This window comes from Joostella sp. CR20 (genome assembly GCF_038433465.1).
Lineage (GTDB): Bacteria > Bacteroidota > Bacteroidia > Flavobacteriales > Flavobacteriaceae > Galbibacter.
This window is the reverse complement of the sequence record NZ_JAESVF010000001.1, coordinates 134143-150219: the sequence shown is the minus strand read 5'-3', so window position 1 is coordinate 150219 and position 16077 is coordinate 134143. Positions and strand designations below refer to the sequence as shown.

The following is a 16077-nucleotide window of genomic DNA, read 5'->3' as shown; positions in this document are numbered from 1 at the left end:
TTAAAGTGTAATTGTAATTTGCTGTCGTACAAGATGTTTAGTAGCTTGATAATGATTTTATTAACCAAATAAAAAATAGAGTTATGAGTTATACAGAAGAAATTTCAGGAAAAATTAATGAACTTTTAGAAAAGAATTACGATGCGCAAAAAGGGTTTTTAAATTCGAGTGAAAACGTTAAGAACACCAATTTAAAAACATACTTTAAAACTAAAGCATTGGAGCGTGAAAAATTTTCAGATGAATTAAAACGAGAAATTATTTCGTTTGGAGAAAAACCAACCGATTCGGGTAGTATTACGGGTAATGTGCATCGTGCTTGGATGGATATTAAATCGGTCGTAGCTAGCAACGATGAAGAGGCTATTTTGGAGGAAGTACAACGTGGTGAAGAAGCAAGTTTAGAAGATTATAATGAGGTTTTAAACCAAACTTCCTTGCCACAATCAACACGTGCAATGCTTACTCGTCAACGAAATGCCGTTCAAAATTCGGTAAACAATGCCAAGCGCTACGAGCAAATAGTTTCTTAGAATTAGCGCAATAAAATTTTACAAACCGTCTAAAAAAACATCATTTTTTAGACGGTTTTTTCTTTTTATAAAAGTTGATAACTCTTCTTCAAATCTACTTTTTTCTCTAAAAAATATCCGTAATTTTAAGGATTCAGTTTGAAAACGACTAATCACTTCATTCTTAAAGAAATATAGTTTTATGTACCTGATTTTTGACACAGAAACCACTGGTTTACCGAAGCGATGGGATGCTCCCATAACCGATGTAGACAATTGGCCTCGCGCAATTCAAATTGCATGGCAGTTGCACGATGCCATGGGAAATTTAATCGAACATCAGGATTATTTAATTAAGCCAGAAGGATTTAATATCCCTTTTGATGCTGAAAAAATACATGGTATTTCTACCGAATTGGCAGCTCAAGAAGGACTTCCGCTAAATGAAGTACTCGAAAAATTTAATCAGGCACTACAAAAAACAACCTACGTAGTTGGGCAAAATGTTGGCTTTGATGTTAATATTATGGGTGCCGAGCTGTATCGAGCTGGTGTTGAAACCAATTTAACCGAACTTCCCGTTTTGGATACTTGTACCGAAACTACAGCGGCTTTGTGTAAAATTCCAGGAGGGCGTGGAGGTAAATTTAAATTGCCAACACTTACCGAATTACACGAATATCTGTTTAACGAACCTTTTGCTGAAGCGCATAATGCAACTGCCGATGTGGAAGCAACTACACGTTGTTTTTTAGAACTTATTCGGAAAGAAGTTTTTACTGCGGAAGAATTAGATGTTGCGCCGTCGTATTTTAGAGAGTTTTCAGAAGAGCATCCACAGCCAATTCAACTCATCGGGCTAAAGCATATCAATTTAAAAAAAGCTTCCGATGAAATTAGAGAACAACTTGCAAAAGAGGCGCCTTCAGAAGAAATTTCAACAGAAGAATTAAAACAGAATATTAAAGATTTAAAAGATGCGAGTTTTGCACATCTTCATAATTATTCTCAGTTTTCAATTCTTCAGGCAACATCAAGCATTCCAGATCTTGTTGCTGCCACAGCAAAAGCCAAAATGCCTGCGGTTGCATTAACCGACATGGCAAACATGATGGGAGCTTTTCATTTTGTAAAAGAAGTTGGTAACCACAACAAATCGGTAAAAGCCAAAAATGAAGAGGCTATTGCCAATGGCGAAGAGCCTACCGAAATCCCTATAAAACCAATTGTTGGTTGTACGTTGAATGTGTGTGAAAACCATTTGGATAAATCAATAAAAGATAATGGTTACCAAATTGTGATGCTCGCCAAAAACAAAAATGGTTATCACAATCTGGCAAAAATGTCGTCTATTGCTTATACTGAAGGGTTTTATTACGTACCTAGAATTGATAAAAAAGTAGTAGAACAATACAAGGAAGACATCATTGTACTCACTGGGAACTTGTATGGTGAAGTGCCTAGTAAGCTTTTAAATATTGGAGAAGTTCAAGCGGAAGAAGCGTTGCTTTGGTGGAAAAATCAGTTTGGAGACGATTTGTATGTGGAGGTAATGCGCCACAACCAAGAAGATGAAAATAGAGTAAATAGCGAGTTGGTGAATTTGGCAAATAAACATCAAGTAAAGTTGATTGCTACCAACAACTGCTATTATATAAATAAAGAAAATGCCAATGCACACGATATTTTGTTGTGTGTAAAAGACGGAGAGAAAAAAGACACGCCTATCGGTCGAGGTCGAGGCTACCGCTATGGTTTGCCAAACCAAGAATATTATTTTAAAAGTGGCGATGAGATGAAGGAAATCTTTAAAGACCTTCCAGACGCTATTTTTAATATTCAAGAAGTTGTAGACAAGGTAGAGCCTTATGAGTTGGCACGAGATGTACTTTTACCTGCTTTCGATATTCCAGAGGAATTTCAGGTGGAAGAAGACAAACTTGATAATGGAAAACGCGGTGAAAATAAATACTTAAAACACCTTACCTATGAAGGGGCTAAAAAGCGTTATCCAGAAATTACAGATGAAATAAAAGAGCGTTTAGATTTTGAGCTGAGCGTTATTGAAAATACTGGGTATCCAGGGTATTTCTTAATTGTGCAAGATTTTATTGCAGCCGCTAGAGATATGGATGTTTCCGTTGGCCCAGGTCGTGGTTCGGCAGCAGGTTCGGCAGTTGCCTACTGTTTAGGAATTACCAATATCGACCCAATTCATTACGATTTACTTTTTGAGCGGTTTTTAAATCCAGACAGGGTATCGCTGCCAGATATCGATATCGATTTTGACGATGAAGGTCGAAGTCGCGTAATGGATTATGTAATCGAAAAATACGGTGCCAATCAAGTAGCGCAAATTATTACCTACGGAACTATGGCGGCAAAGTCGTCTATTCGAGATACTGCGCGTGTTTTGGATTTGCCTTTACACGATGCTGATAGAATAGCGAAACTGATTCCGAATATGAAACTCGGAAAGATTTTTAGTTTGGACGACGCCAAATTGAAAAGCAGTTTGAGAGCCGAAGAAATCGATAAGGTAAACGAACTCAAAAATATTGCTGATGGCGAAGATTTAGAAGCGCTTACTGTAAATCAAGCACGTGTGTTAGAAGGTTCGGTAAGGAACACAGGAATTCATGCCTGCGGAGTGATTATCACCCCAGATGATATTACCAAATTCGTTCCTGTATCTACTGCTAAAGATTCCGATTTATACGTAACACAATTTGATAACTCGGTGGTAGAAAGTGCTGGGTTGTTAAAAATGGATTTCTTGGGGCTGAAAACATTAACGCTTATCAAGGATACCGTAAAACTTGTAAAATATAAACACGGTATTGATTTAAATCCAGATGATTTTCCTTTAGATGATGAAAAAACGTACGAGCTTTTTCAACGTGGTGAAACGGTAGGGATATTTCAGTATGAATCTGCTGGAATGCAAAAACACATGAAGGATTTAAAACCGACAGTTTTTGCCGATTTGATTGCGATGAATGCGCTGTATCGACCTGGTCCGCTAGAATACATTCCGAGTTTTATCCGAAGAAAACATGGCGATGAAGAGATTAAATACGATCTCGATGCTATGGAGGAATATTTAAAAGAAACTTACGGAATTACAGTCTACCAAGAGCAGGTGATGTTGCTTTCTCAGAAGTTGGCAGGTTTTACAAAAGGGGAAGCCGATGTACTTCGTAAAGCAATGGGGAAAAAGATTTTTGCCCTGCTAGAGCAACTAAAACCTAAGTTTTTGGACGGAGGAGAAGCAAAAGGCCATTCCAGAGAAATTCTTGAGAAAGTTTGGAAAGATTGGGAAGCCTTTGCGAGTTACGCCTTCAATAAATCGCACTCTACTTGTTATGCGTGGATTGGTTATCAAACGGCGTATTTAAAAGCAAATTACCCTGCAGAATATATGGCAGCGGTATTATCGAACAACATGAACGATATCAAGCAAGTAACTTTCTTTTTAGAGGAATGTAAACGTATGGGGATTGAAGTGTTGGGGCCAGATGTCAACGAATCGTATTATAAATTTACCGTAAATAAAGATGGTGCTATTCGCTTCGGAATGGGAGCCATCAAAGGTGTTGGGCGTGGTGCAGTAGACACTATTGTAAACGGACGTGAAGAAGGAAAGTACAAGTCGGTTTTCGATTTAGCAAAACGAATCGACTTACGAGCGGCCAATAAAAAAGCTTTCGAGAACTTGGCGTTGGCTGGTGGTTTGGATTCTTTTGGAGATACACACAGAGCGCAATATTTTCATTCTGAAGGAGACGGAATTACCTTTTTAGAAAAGGCAATTAAATACGGTGCGAAATTTCAAGAAAATGAAAATTCGGCACAAGTAAGTTTGTTTGGAGAAGCAAGTGATGTGCAAATTCCAGAGCCTCAAATTCCGCCTTGCGATACTTGGGGAACCATGGAAAAGTTAAAAAGAGAAAAAGAAGTTGTAGGGATTTATATTTCTGGGCATCCGTTAGATGATTTTAAAACCGAAATTGAAGTTTTCTGTAACGGAACTGTTGGACATTTTAATAATTTACAAGCTATCGTAGGTAATGAAATTGCTTTTGCAGGTGTGATTTCCGATGTGCAACATCGCGTTTCAAAAAACGGAAAAGGTTGGGCTTCTTTTATTGTTGAAGATTACACAGATTCGTATGAATTTAGAATGTTTGGCGAAGAGTATTTAAAGTTTCGTCACTTCTTAATGATAAACTCTTTTATATATATCAAAGCGTATGTGAGAGAAGGTTGGACGAATAGGGAGACAGGAAAACGTGGAGACCCAAGATTGCAATTTAACTCGATGGAGCAATTGCAAGATGTGATGGAACGCTATGCCAAAAAGCTTACCATAAAAATGAAACTCGACGAAATTAAAGATGAACGTATTGATACTTTAAAAGATATTTTACGCAACCATGCTGGCGAGCATATTTTGAATTTTATTGTATATGAAATGGACGATGAAATTAAGTTGACAATGCCAAGCAGAAAGCAAAAAGTAAATATCTCTAATGAGCTTTTGCAAGAGCTAAAAAAGCAAGAAGTAATTTATAAATTGAATTAACAAAAAAGGCTTTTGAAATGTATATTTCAAAAGCCTTTTTTGATTTTAAATGGAACGATTAATACTATTTAATCAGACTTAGATTGATTGAATTACGCTTTTTTGTTTTGTAATATATCGATAAGAATTTCCATTTCTGTTAGAAGTTTTCCGTTTCCTTCGTATCCTACCGCTTTATAGTTTAATTTTCCGTCTGGGCCGATAATTATTTTTGTTGGTATTCCTGTAATACCATAACTATCTGCAACAACAAATTTTCTAGAATCTTTAATTGGGTCGTCATAAATTACATGGAAATCGTATTTATTTTCAGCAATAAAACCAGTAACGTCTTTTTCTCTTTTTGGAGTATTCTCAAAGGTGTTTACAAATAATATGGCAACTTTGTCATCGTCTTCATACTTCTCAACCAATTGTTGCATTTCTGGGAACGAAGCTTTACAAGGACCGCACCATGTAGCCCAAAAATCTAGAATTACAACTTTACCTTTTAAAGAAGCTAAACTTACTTCATTACCTTGGGTATCTTTTAATGTAAACAAAGGAGCTTCCTCGTCAAGAAGATTTTCTTCGATTTCTCCTTTTAAATGTACGTAAACTGCATCTTTTAGTTCGTTTATTTTAGTGTCGAGTCCTACTTCACCTTTTGTTGCCTTATAAGCTTCCGCGTAATAATCTAACATTTCTGGGGAAGATTTTCCTTTTTTGATGAATACTTCTCCTTCAGTTAAAACAGTTTCGTACTGCTTGTCTGCTAATAAAAATTCCAAATACCTTTTGTTTGTTGTGATGGTATTTCCTTCTCCCACTGCAATTTTCTGGGAAGCGATAGCGTCTTTAATTTTTCCTTGTTCAAACAATACAAGTCCGTAGGTGTCGGCGTACATTTTGTAAACACTTTCGAGACGATTTTTGTATTGCTTTTCAGAATAAAAAACTGGTTTATTATCAGGTTCGTTTTCTAAACTTTTGATTAAATCAAGCGATTTTTTTGAGATATTTTCAGCAAAATCTAAATCTTTTTTGGCTTCAGCATTTGTCCATGCAATATTGTTGTAGGCAGATGCTGTGGTCATTTTATCTTCAATTAAATTCGCGTATTCATTAAACTTTTCGGTATTACCTTCTTTGTAGTAAGCTGTTGCGAGTGATTGAAGCACAATGTCATTCATACGCCCTGAAGACGTTGGGAATTCAGTTTTAAAATTTTTGTAGGCTTCTTCTTTTTCAGCTAAATCTTTTGTGCGATATACTTTAATTAACTTATCCTGCTCTGCAATTTCTCCTTTTGGGAAAGCAACTATAGCAGCTTCTTTAATCGAATCGGCTTTTTCACGGTTGTTACTCAAAAGATATAATCTATTTAAAGTGTTGTAATTTTCTTCGGATAAATTTTCTTTTGAAGCTAACGAATCAATATATGACGAAACAAGTTTTTTTCCTTCCGTGGCACGCTCTGTGTACATTAAGCTTAGATAAGGAATGTTCCATGTTTCTCGAATTTCTGGATGTAAATTAACGTCTGTGTTAATGGCATTCAGAATAGAATCTTTTTCGACATTCAATTCATTTCTCTCTCCATAAACTAGTTTATGATAAGCGCTGGCTGCAAGACTTCCAGGAAGTGCAGATTGGTCTTCTTTGTAAAGAGGGAAAACATAACCTTGTTTGTTGTTTGTGTCGAGTTGGTCATTCTTTTTAAAATTAAAAGAAATAGCAGTGGCCGAATCTGGAATTTGAAGGCTAGCTGTTAGCGCATCAGAATTCTTTTTAAAATCGATGTCGTATGGATAAGCAGCGGTATTAACTACATAAAAAACAACAGCTTCAAGACTGTCTGGATTCGATTCGTTATACGAGATTTCTAAAGTTTCCCCAGGAGATGGCTTTGCATTGAGAAGCGTTAATTTTCCAGTAGTTAAACTTTCATTTTTAGAGGATTCTGTTTGACAAGCACTCAATAGAAGTATTAATGCTAAAGAATAAATGAGGGTTTTCATATTATCTATTTTTGATTAATGGGTTTTAAAAGTAGTGTTTTTGTTTTAATTTAAGGGGAAGTGTTGGGCAAACCGTACCAAATTTTTAAGTGTTTTACGCCAAACTTCCTTGCTTTTTGGAGCTCGATTCCCATGTAGATGTCAATTTTTTTATGGAACCGTGCATTCATTTTATCTTTTACAAAGTAAATCCCGTCAAAACCTTCAATTTTAATAGGGGTGTTTTGTGTAATTCCAAGTTTTAATAAATCTCTAGAAATAGCAATTGCCTTCATGCCTGGCTGTAAAGAGTCGCCCCAGGCACCAATAGACGGGTTTCCTACAGTTTGATTTTCTAATGAATTGTATGCCGAAGCTTTAACTTGTAACGGAGTCCAAATAAAATCATCGTCGTTTATGTTACCTTCTTGAGCATTTAGAAGCGTGTTAAAGGCTATCGATATTAGTATGAAAAAATAAAGTTTCATTGAATGTTTTATTCAGATGGACAGTGTCGATTAAAATAAATAGTTCTGTAAGTTATAGAAAAAATACTAAATTTAAAGCTCGTAATCAATTATTTAAATGAATCTATAGTTAAAACAAATACATCAACTGTAAGGATTCGAGAAATAATTGACTAAATTTGCAGAATTAAGTTGAACTCATTAAAAATAAATAAAATGGCTTTAGAGATAACAGATGCTACTTTCGACGAAGTAGTTTTAAAAAGTGATAAACCTGTATTAGTAGATTTTTGGGCAGCTTGGTGTGGTCCATGTAGAATGGTAGCTCCAATTATTGACCAATTGAGCGAGGAGTATGAAGGTAAAGCTGTTATTGGAAAGGTAGATGTAGATGCAAATCAAGAGTTTGCAGCGAAATACGGCGTGAGAAATATCCCAACAGTTTTAGTTTTCCAAAACGGAGAAGTTGTAGGACGCCAAGTAGGTGTTGCTCCTAAAACTGCTTACAATGAAGCAATTGACACATTGTTATAATGTAACAATGTTAAGTATAAAAAAGGTTTGGCTGTTGGTCAAACCTTTTTTATTTTTATAGTTTATTAACGCGTTTTACGATTCCCCACTATGGCATCTATTTTTACAAAAATTATCAATGGAGAAATTCCAAGTTATAAAATTGCTGAAGATGAAAATTTTTATGCTTTTTTAGACATCAATCCAAATGCTAAGGGGCATACACTTTGTATTCCTAAAAAGGAGGTTGACAAGATTTTTGAGTTAGATGAAGAAACTTATATGGGGCTTATGGCATTTTCAAGAAAAGTTGCTGTAGCTTTAAAAAAAGTAATCGACTGTAAACGTGTTGGGATTGCTGTTGTTGGGCTAGAAGTTCCACATGCACATGTACATTTAATTCCGTTAAACCACATGGGAGAAATGACATTTCAGCAAAAAATAAAACTTAGCGATGACGAATTTAAAAGCATTGCAGAAAAAGTAAGTGCACTTCTTTAAAATTACTTCAAAAATATAGTGAGCAATATTGCAACGGCAATAATTGCAACCAAACAAACAATCGAAAACCGAGTTAATTTGAAATAGGTTTTTGGCGATTGAATACTTTTAAAATAAAAATCTCTTACCCGCTCAATATCTTCTGTCCATCGTACAGGGTAAATGGTAGTTTTACAATTGCTACACACAATTTTATCGGTTATTTCTTTGGTAGCGGTATGGTACCAAGTATTTTCCGCATGTTTTTGAAAGAATGTAAGAGTTAAACCTTCATTCGAGAAACATTCAGGACAATTGTTAGTTAGCGTAGCTTCTTTAATTTCTTCGTATGATATTTTCACTGTAGGTTGTTTTTGTTGATTTATGCATCTTCAATTTTGAGGGAAACTTGAATGGTGGTTCCTTTATCGATTACAGAATTTAGAACTTTAACTTTTCCGTTGTGATAATCTTCAATAATTCTTCGAACAAGCGATAGTCCCAATCCCCATCCTCTTTTTTTGGTGGTATATCCAGGTTCGAAAATTTTGTAAAAATCACTTTTTAAAATCCCTTTTCCTGTATCTATAACGTTTATTTTTACGGTTTTCTTGTCTTCAACAACTTCAATCGTTAAATCTCCTTTACCTTTCATGGCGTCAATGGAGTTTACAATAAGGTTTTCGATGGTCCAACTATAAAGTTGTGGATTCACCATGCATAAAATAGTATTTTCGGGCGCTTCAAATTTAAAATTTACAAGCTTCGAACTTCTAGCTTTTATATAGTCAAAAGTATTTTTTGTTTCTGAAATGATATCGAGTTTTTCAAGTTTTGGAACCGATCCAATTTTAGAGAAACGTTCTGTTATGGTTGAAAGCCGATCGATGTCTTTTTCAATTTCTTCTGTAATTGTAGGCGGTACATTTTCCGATTTCAAAAGTTCGGTCCATCCTAATAATGACGAAAGAGGCGTTCCAATTTGGTGAGCTGTTTCTTTTGCCATTCCTGCCCAAAGTTTGTTTTGCTCGGCAACTTTAGATATCTGATAAAAGAAATAAACACTTCCTCCGAAAAAAGAAATAATTAAAATAAGCGCAATTGGGTAATACTTCAAATTGTTTAAAACGTCTGAGTTACCGTAGTAGAGCGTTCCGTAGCGTTCGTTTCTAAACGTAACTTCAATCGGCGCATTTTCAGCAACAAATTGTTTTACTTTATTTTTAATGTAAATAGAGTCGTTGGCTTTGTCTTCGGGGAGGTTATTCGATCTAATTTCTCCATTTTCTCCCATGTAAATAATAGGTGTACTGGTGTTGTTTTTGATAACGGCAAGTGTAAGCATTCCGAGGTCGCGATCTAGGTCTTCGTCTTGTAAAAACTCCCCTAAAGCCTCTGCCCAAATCTTCATTTTATTGCGTTCTTCTTCTTTAAATTTCTGAAAGAAAACGTAGGTGTTCCATAAAATCGAAACAACAATTACTAATGAAGATAATATTAAAATCCAACGTGTAGCTTTTTTCATGAGTCTGTAAGGATGGCTTTGTGCTACCAGTCCATAAATATAAAGTAAAACCTTAAAATAAAGGCGGTGCTTTTAGTTTTTATACTTCTTTTAAAAAGAAAATTAGACTTAGTGTAAACGTTTTTATACCATTTTTATTTCCTTATTTTTGTTGAAAACAACGGTATGTTATCTATAGATCCTAAAGAAATTTCCACAGCACAATTACATGGGTATTTGCTCGGTGCAGTAAGTCCGAGACCTATTGCTTTTGCAAGTACAATAGACGCCTCTGGAGCTGTAAATTTATCGCCTTTTAGTTTTTTTAATGTGTATAGTTCGAATCCTCCAATAATGATTTTTTCTGCCAATAGAAGGGTTCGAGATAATACAACAAAACACACGTTACAAAATGTTTTGGAAACTAAAGAAGTAGTGGTAAATGTTGTGAATTATAACATTGTACAGCAAACTTCGTTGAGTAGCACAGAATATGAAAAAGGTGTAAATGAGTTTGAAAAAGCAGGTTTAACAATGCTGAAGTCGGATGTTGTGAAGCCTTTTAGAGTCGCTGAATCTCCTGTTCAGTTTGAATGTAAGGTGAATGAAGTTATTTCGTTGGGAGAACAAGGTGGTGCCGGAAATTTAATTGTTTGTGAAGTTGTAAAGCTTCACGTTAACGAAGCTGTTCTGGATGAAAACGGACAAATAGATCAATATAAAATTGACTTGGTGAGTCGTATGGGAGGAAACTGGTACAGTCGTGCCAATGCAGGAATGTTTGAGGTGCCAAAACCGCTTTCAAGTATTGGGATTGGAGTAGATGCTATTCCTGAAAACATCCGATACAGTAAAGTGTTAACTGGAAATGATCTTGGTATTTTAGGAAATGTAGAAAGTTTGCCTACTGCTACTGCGGTAACAGATTTTCAAAATACTGCTTCCGAAGAAATAAAAGCCATTATCAAGTCGGCAAACGAAGAAGCTAAACATAAAAAGGCACAACAACTTATTGCACAAAATGATGTAACAACTGCTTGGTTGCTTTTAATGACTCGTTAAAAACTTAGCAGATTTTAAACTCCAACAAGGAGTAAATTGAATATATTTTTAATATTTTTGAAGCATGGAAATACAAGGAAAAATAAAGTTGATAGACGAAACTAAAACCTTCGGTAGCAACGGTTTTAGAAAAAGAGAATTGGTTATTACAACAGAAGAACAATACCCACAACATATTCTTGTGGAGTTTATTCAAGATAAATGCGATCTTTTAAATGCATATCAAGTTGGGCAACCAGTTAAGGTGAGTATCAACCTTAGAGGTAGAGAGTGGGTAAATCCACAGGGAGAAACAAAGTATTTCAACTCTATTCAAGGTTGGCGAATTGAAAACCTTCAATCGGCGCCAAGTGGAGCTCCAGAAATGCCTCCTATGCCACCTGAAGATGCGTTTGAACCTGCAAACGATTTTAAAGAAGACGATCACGACGATTTACCTTTCTAAAAAACAAAAAGGAGCTTTAAAAAAAGCTCCTTTTTTTGATTTAATGTAATGCTTGGGGGAGTAAAAACCCCCAACCAATATGGTAAGGGGGTATATTGTGGTTTTAGGTACGTCATTGTATTAAACTCAAAAAGCAATGATGAAAATAATTAAGTACAATGACATGCGCCAAATTTGTGATAATTAATTAATAAATACAAGTTAAATTTACTTTTTTTATCACTTTTTTTGAGTTTTATAACAAAAAAACTATAAATAAATGGTTTTTCTTACAGAAGATATAAAATTCCCTCCGGTAGAATCTGCTTCGGTTGATGGTGTTGTTGCCATGGGTGGCGATTTGTCTTCTGCGCGTTTAATTGAAGCATACAAACAAGGAATTTTTCCGTGGTTTGATCAAGGCGATTTGATATTGTGGTGGAGTCCAGATCCTCGAATGGTGTTAGTCCCTTCCGAAGTAAAAATATCAAAGAGCATGAAGTCGGTTTTAAAGAAACAACTTTTTAAAGTCACCTTTAATACTGCTTTTGAAGAAGTAATTAAAAACTGCTCCAAGATTACTCGTAAAGGTCAAGACGGGACGTGGATTGACCAAAGTATGATTGAGGCTTATGTGAAGCTTCATGAAATGGGTTATGCAAAATCTGTTGAGGTTTGGCATCAAGAAAAACTCGTTGGCGGACTCTACGGTGTTGATATGGGACATGTATTTTGTGGGGAAAGTATGTTTTCTAAAATGAGTAATGCTTCCAAAACCGCATTTATATATTTGGCGCAAAAGCTAGAAAAAGAAAACTACCAACTCATCGATTGTCAATTGTACACCGACCATTTATATTCGTTGGGTGCAAGGGAGATTCTAAGAGAAGAATTTATTGAGATTTTAAAAGCTTAAGCTAATTTTTTCACTTCACTATACCTAAAGCAATTTTCTTCGTGGTCGTTTACCATTCCTGTAGCTTGCATGTGCGCATAAACCACGGTTGAACCTACAAATTTAAATCCTCGTTTTTTTAAATCTTTACTCAAAGCGTCCGAAATTTCAGTGTTTGCAGGAGCTTCTTTATAGTTTTTTAGTTGATTTTGAATAGGTTTTCCGTCAACAAAACTCCAAATATAATTGCTGAAGCTTCCGAATTCTTCTTGAATTTTCATGAAGTTTTGCGCGTTGGTAATGGTCGCTTTTATTTTTAATTTATTCCTGATGATTCCTTCATTCTGAAGTAAAGCTTCGTATTTTTTTTCATCATAAGAAGCTATTTTTTTATAATCGAAATTGTCTAATGCCTCTCGGAAGTTTTCTCGCTTTCGTAAAATAGTAATCCAACTAAGTCCAGCTTGAAAAGTCTCCAAAATGAGAAATTCAAAAATAGTAGCATCGTCGTAAACAGGAACTCCCCATTCTGTATCGTGATATGCTTCATAAAGGGCATCGCCTTCGCACCAACCGCAACGTTTCATCCGTATGATATTTATCAGTATTGTAACTGTAAGTTTTACTTAAATTTGAGTCTAAAGTATAAAAGTAAGAAATAGTATTTAATCGATATTTATAATATGGAAGAAATAGTTAGAGTGCTTATCAAAGAAGGGTTAAAAAAGAGTTATACGTACGCCGATTATAGAGCGTTGGTGGAGCAGTTGGTACTTGAAAATAAATCGACTGGAGTGGAACAAACTGAAGCTTTGTCTAATTATAGCATGCTTAACCACAAACGTATGAAGCGCTTGGATAAAACGGTAAAGTTGCTAGAATCTGTTCAAGAGAAATTAAAATCATTCAACCGAAAAGTAACTTGGTTAGTGCCCACAGAAAGTTGGTGTGGCGATGCCGCTCAAACGCTTCCTATAATAAATGCAATTGCTGAAGCTTCAGAAAATATTACTTTGAAAGTAGTTTTAAGAGATGAAAATGAGCAATTAATGGATCATTTTTTAACGCGTGGAAGTCGTTCAATTCCGAAGTTAATTATGGTAGATGATGCCGTGAATGAAGTGATTGATTGTTGGGGTCCGCGTCCGTCAATAGCAACAAATATGGTAAAAGCGTATAAGGAAGCACACGGAAAATTAACACCAGAATTTAAGCAAGATTTACAAGTTTGGTACAATAAAGATAAAGGGCAAAATACTATCGAGGATTTACTTGAATTACTCTCCTTGAAATAAATAAGTAATAGTTCCTATCTGCTCAGAACTGTTGGTGGAAGGGCTAAATTTTGCTTTTAACGCATAGTTGGTGGCGTTTTCAACCAAACAGCCGTTGGAAGTTGTCGAGCTACTTTTGTTAAACGATGCATCGATAACATTTCCTTGTGTATCAACTTTGATGTTTACAACCACTTTTCCAAAACTTTCGCAGGTGTACACTGGGTTTGGCAAACTTACATGCGTACGATGCAATAAAGAATACGTTATGGTTGTTCGCCTTTTTATATTGACTTTTGGGGCGTTTCCTTTTCTTTTAAGCGCTTCAATTTTTCGGCGTTGTTCTTGAAGTTTTTCAGCATAATCGCTAGCGTATCCGTTGTTGGAAGCTTCGTTACTTACGGCATCAGTGCTGTTGTCTGGAGTTTCGCTAGTAGCTTTTTGTGCTTCTTGTTGTAATTCTTCTAACGATTTAAAATTGTCAACCTCGTCGGCAAATTGTTGTTTTTCGGCTTCGTTGTATGCTTTGTGTGTTTCTAACTCGGTAAGGGTGAGTTCTTCTTCCTGCGGAATTTCTTCTTCTAAAAGCTTTTCATCAAAACTCAATTCGTATAAAAACTCTTCTTCTTTTTGACCTGCTAGTTGAATATTGAGAAGCGTCAGTAAAAAAATCCCCATCAAACAACTCGAAATAATCAAGGCTAATTGCCGGTTGTTTAACTGGTTTATTTTACTAACAAGTTTGTCGCTAGCACGGTTAAATTGATGTGTTATTTTTTTATAATCCATAGGTAAAGTAACCTAGATGCTAAAGATAAAAATATTATGGTTTTTGCCTAAACTACAAGCAATATATTCGTTTGATGCAATGATTTTTATTCTAATTCTTCGGCAAAAGCATCTGGGGTTATTGCATTACTTACGTTGAAATCGCCTATTTTGGTTCTTCTTAAAGCCGATAAATACGCACCCGATTGTAGGGCTTTTCCAAAATCGTGGGCTAAAGACCTAATGTAAGTACCTTTGCTACATACCACTCTAAACTCAACTTCGGGCATGTTTATAGCCGTGATTTCAAAAGTTTCGATGGTTATTTTTCTAGATTTTATTTCGACTTCAACGCCTTCACGAGCAAATTCGTACAGTCTTTTTCCGTCTTTTTTTAATGCTGAAAATACTGGCGGATACTGGTCGATTTCTCCTAAGAAAGTTTTAGTAGCGTTCTGGATTTTTTCTTCTGAAATATGTTCCGTAGGAAATACAGCATCAATTTCGGTTTCCATATCGTACGATGGTCGTGAAGCGCCAAGTGTAATGGTGCCTGTGTATTCTTTAATTTGACCTTGTAGTTCGGGTATTTTTTTGGTGAATTTCCCTGTGCAAATAATAAGGAGTCCTGTAGCAAGAGGGTCGAGCGTTCCAGCGTGACCAACCTTTATTTTTTTAAGACCAAACTTCTTCTTGATGGCCCATTTAATTTTGTTTACCGCCTGAAAAGAAGACCAGGTAAGCGGTTTGTCAATTAATAATATCTGTCCGCTTTTTATAGAATCTTCCGTGTACATTATTTATATTTTTTATAAGAAGTAACCCAATACAATTGCAATCAACCCAACAATAAAACAGTATACTGCAAAGTAAATAAGTTTGCTATTTTTTACAAGTTGAATCATCCAAGTACATGCTATAATTCCCGATACAAATGCAGCGATGAAACCAATGGCAAGGGTAGGAGTGTTGTGTCCTTCGAATGATAATTCGCCACTTAAAACATCTTTGGCAATTTTCCCGAAAATTAACGGAACGACCATCAAAAATGAAAATCGTGCTGCTTTACTTTTGTCGTTTCCTAATAAAACAGAAGTTGAAATTGTTGCTCCAGACCTTGAAATTCCAGGTAGCATTGCAATAGCTTGCGACACCCCAATTACAAACGCATTGGTGTAACTTACTGGTTTTCCTGTGTGTTTAGCTTTGTCGGCCAAATACAATAACAAGGCAGTAACGATAAGCATAAAACCAACCAGTAAAACATTGCCGTTAAAAAGTAGTCCCAATTGCTCTTCAAAGAAATAACCAATAAGCGCAGCGGGAATCATGGAAATAATAATTTTTAGGGTAAACTTTGTTTCTTCATTCCAAGAAAATTTAAAAACACCTTTTACAATTTCCAAAATGTCTTTTCTGAAAACAACCATGGTGCTCAAAGCTGTTGCAAAATGAAGTACTACGGTAAAAAGTAAACTTTCTTGCGGTAAAGAATTGTCGCCTAAAATAGCTTTTCCAAGCTCTAAATGCCCACTTGAAGAAACAGGTAAAAACTCTGTAAGTCCTTGGATAATTCCAAGAATAATAGCGTCTATAACTTCCATGCTTTTCTGT

16 protein-coding genes are annotated in these 16077 nt (G+C 35.6%); 8 read left to right on the top strand and 8 right to left on the bottom strand.

Annotation, left to right across the window (positions count from 1 at the left end; genetic code table 11):
* Positions 1-83: 83 nt before the first annotated feature.
* Entirely contained in the window at positions 84-533 is a 450-nt protein-coding gene (locus JMA43_RS00720; RefSeq protein WP_342153929.1) for a ferritin-like domain-containing protein, read from the top strand.
* Between the two features lie 181 nt (positions 534-714).
* Positions 715-5097 (top strand): DNA polymerase III subunit alpha, encoded by a 4383-nt coding sequence (gene dnaE, locus JMA43_RS00715; RefSeq protein ID WP_342153928.1) that lies wholly within the window; start codon positions 715-717, stop codon positions 5095-5097.
* Between the two features lie 92 nt (positions 5098-5189).
* On the opposite strand, the gene JMA43_RS00710 is transcribed toward dnaE, so the two are convergent.
* Both JMA43_RS00710 and JMA43_RS00705 read right to left on the bottom strand, forming a co-directional pair.
* On the bottom strand, positions 5190-7097 hold the full coding sequence (locus JMA43_RS00710) for a TlpA family protein disulfide reductase (protein ID WP_342153926.1): 1908 nt from the start codon (positions 7095-7097) through the stop codon (positions 5190-5192).
* A 50-nt stretch (positions 7098-7147) separates the two neighbouring features.
* Positions 7148-7564, bottom strand: a complete 417-nt coding sequence (locus JMA43_RS00705) for a 3D domain-containing protein (RefSeq protein WP_342153924.1) — start codon at positions 7562-7564, stop codon at positions 7148-7150.
* 195 nt (positions 7565-7759) lie between these two features.
* Here JMA43_RS00705 and trxA point away from each other — a divergent pair, with 195 nt between their 5' ends.
* Together trxA and JMA43_RS00695 are read left to right on the top strand one after the other, a co-directional pair.
* A complete protein-coding gene (gene trxA / locus JMA43_RS00700) occupies positions 7760-8077 on the top strand; it encodes a thioredoxin (protein ID WP_342153921.1) in 318 nt (105 codons plus the stop codon).
* A gap of 90 nt (positions 8078-8167) precedes the next feature.
* The gene (locus JMA43_RS00695) at positions 8168-8557 is read left to right on the top strand and encodes an HIT family protein (RefSeq protein ID WP_342153919.1); all 390 of its coding nucleotides are present in this window, start codon (positions 8168-8170) and stop codon (positions 8555-8557) included.
* Between the two features lie 2 nt (positions 8558-8559).
* Here the strand turns inward: JMA43_RS00695 and JMA43_RS00690 are convergent, their stop codons facing one another.
* Both JMA43_RS00690 and JMA43_RS00685 read right to left on the bottom strand, forming a co-directional pair.
* Positions 8560-8898 carry a hypothetical protein gene (locus tag JMA43_RS00690; protein WP_342153917.1) on the bottom strand — a complete coding sequence of 113 codons (339 nt, stop codon included), beginning with the start codon at positions 8896-8898 and terminating at the stop codon, positions 8560-8562.
* A 20-nt stretch (positions 8899-8918) separates the two neighbouring features.
* On the bottom strand, positions 8919-10061 hold the full coding sequence (locus JMA43_RS00685; RefSeq protein ID WP_342153915.1) for a sensor histidine kinase: 1143 nt from the start codon (positions 10059-10061) through the stop codon (positions 8919-8921).
* Positions 10062-10226: 165 nt separating this feature from the next.
* On the opposite strand from JMA43_RS00685, the gene JMA43_RS00680 reads away from it, so the two are divergent.
* The 3 genes from JMA43_RS00680 (at position 10227) to aat (ending at position 12442) form a co-directional block, all read left to right on the top strand.
* On the top strand, positions 10227-11102 hold the full coding sequence (locus tag JMA43_RS00680) for a flavin reductase family protein (protein WP_342153913.1): 876 nt from the start codon (positions 10227-10229) through the stop codon (positions 11100-11102).
* Between the two features lie 64 nt (positions 11103-11166).
* Complete coding sequence (locus tag JMA43_RS00675) at positions 11167-11547, top strand: DUF3127 domain-containing protein (protein ID WP_342153911.1); 381 nt, start codon at positions 11167-11169, stop codon at positions 11545-11547.
* Between the two features lie 259 nt (positions 11548-11806).
* On the top strand, positions 11807-12442 hold the full coding sequence (aat, locus tag JMA43_RS00670; RefSeq protein ID WP_342153909.1) for a leucyl/phenylalanyl-tRNA--protein transferase: 636 nt from the start codon (positions 11807-11809) through the stop codon (positions 12440-12442).
* Here the strand turns inward: aat and JMA43_RS00665 are convergent.
* Positions 12439-13008: a DNA-3-methyladenine glycosylase I gene (locus tag JMA43_RS00665; protein ID WP_342153907.1), complete on the bottom strand. Its 570-nt coding sequence runs from the start codon at positions 13006-13008 to the stop codon at positions 12439-12441. The genes aat and JMA43_RS00665 overlap by 4 nt on opposite strands.
* Positions 13009-13104: 96 nt before the next feature.
* Between JMA43_RS00665 and JMA43_RS00660 the strand changes: the two genes are divergently transcribed.
* The gene (locus JMA43_RS00660) at positions 13105-13716 is read left to right on the top strand and encodes a thioredoxin family protein (protein ID WP_342153905.1); all 612 of its coding nucleotides are present in this window, start codon (positions 13105-13107) and stop codon (positions 13714-13716) included.
* On the opposite strand, the gene JMA43_RS00655 is transcribed toward JMA43_RS00660, so the two are convergent.
* From JMA43_RS00655 to JMA43_RS00645, 3 genes are all read right to left on the bottom strand, one after another.
* Positions 13699-14484, bottom strand: a complete 786-nt coding sequence (locus JMA43_RS00655; RefSeq protein ID WP_342153903.1) for a hypothetical protein — start codon at positions 14482-14484, stop codon at positions 13699-13701. The genes JMA43_RS00660 and JMA43_RS00655 overlap by 18 nt on opposite strands.
* A gap of 86 nt (positions 14485-14570) precedes the next feature.
* The gene (gene truB / locus JMA43_RS00650; RefSeq protein ID WP_342153901.1) at positions 14571-15260 is read right to left on the bottom strand and encodes a tRNA pseudouridine(55) synthase TruB; all 690 of its coding nucleotides are present in this window, start codon (positions 15258-15260) and stop codon (positions 14571-14573) included.
* A gap of 12 nt (positions 15261-15272) precedes the next feature.
* The gene (locus JMA43_RS00645; RefSeq protein ID WP_342153899.1) at positions 15273-16067 is read right to left on the bottom strand and encodes an undecaprenyl-diphosphate phosphatase; all 795 of its coding nucleotides are present in this window, start codon (positions 16065-16067) and stop codon (positions 15273-15275) included.
* Positions 16068-16077: the final 10 nt, after the last annotated feature.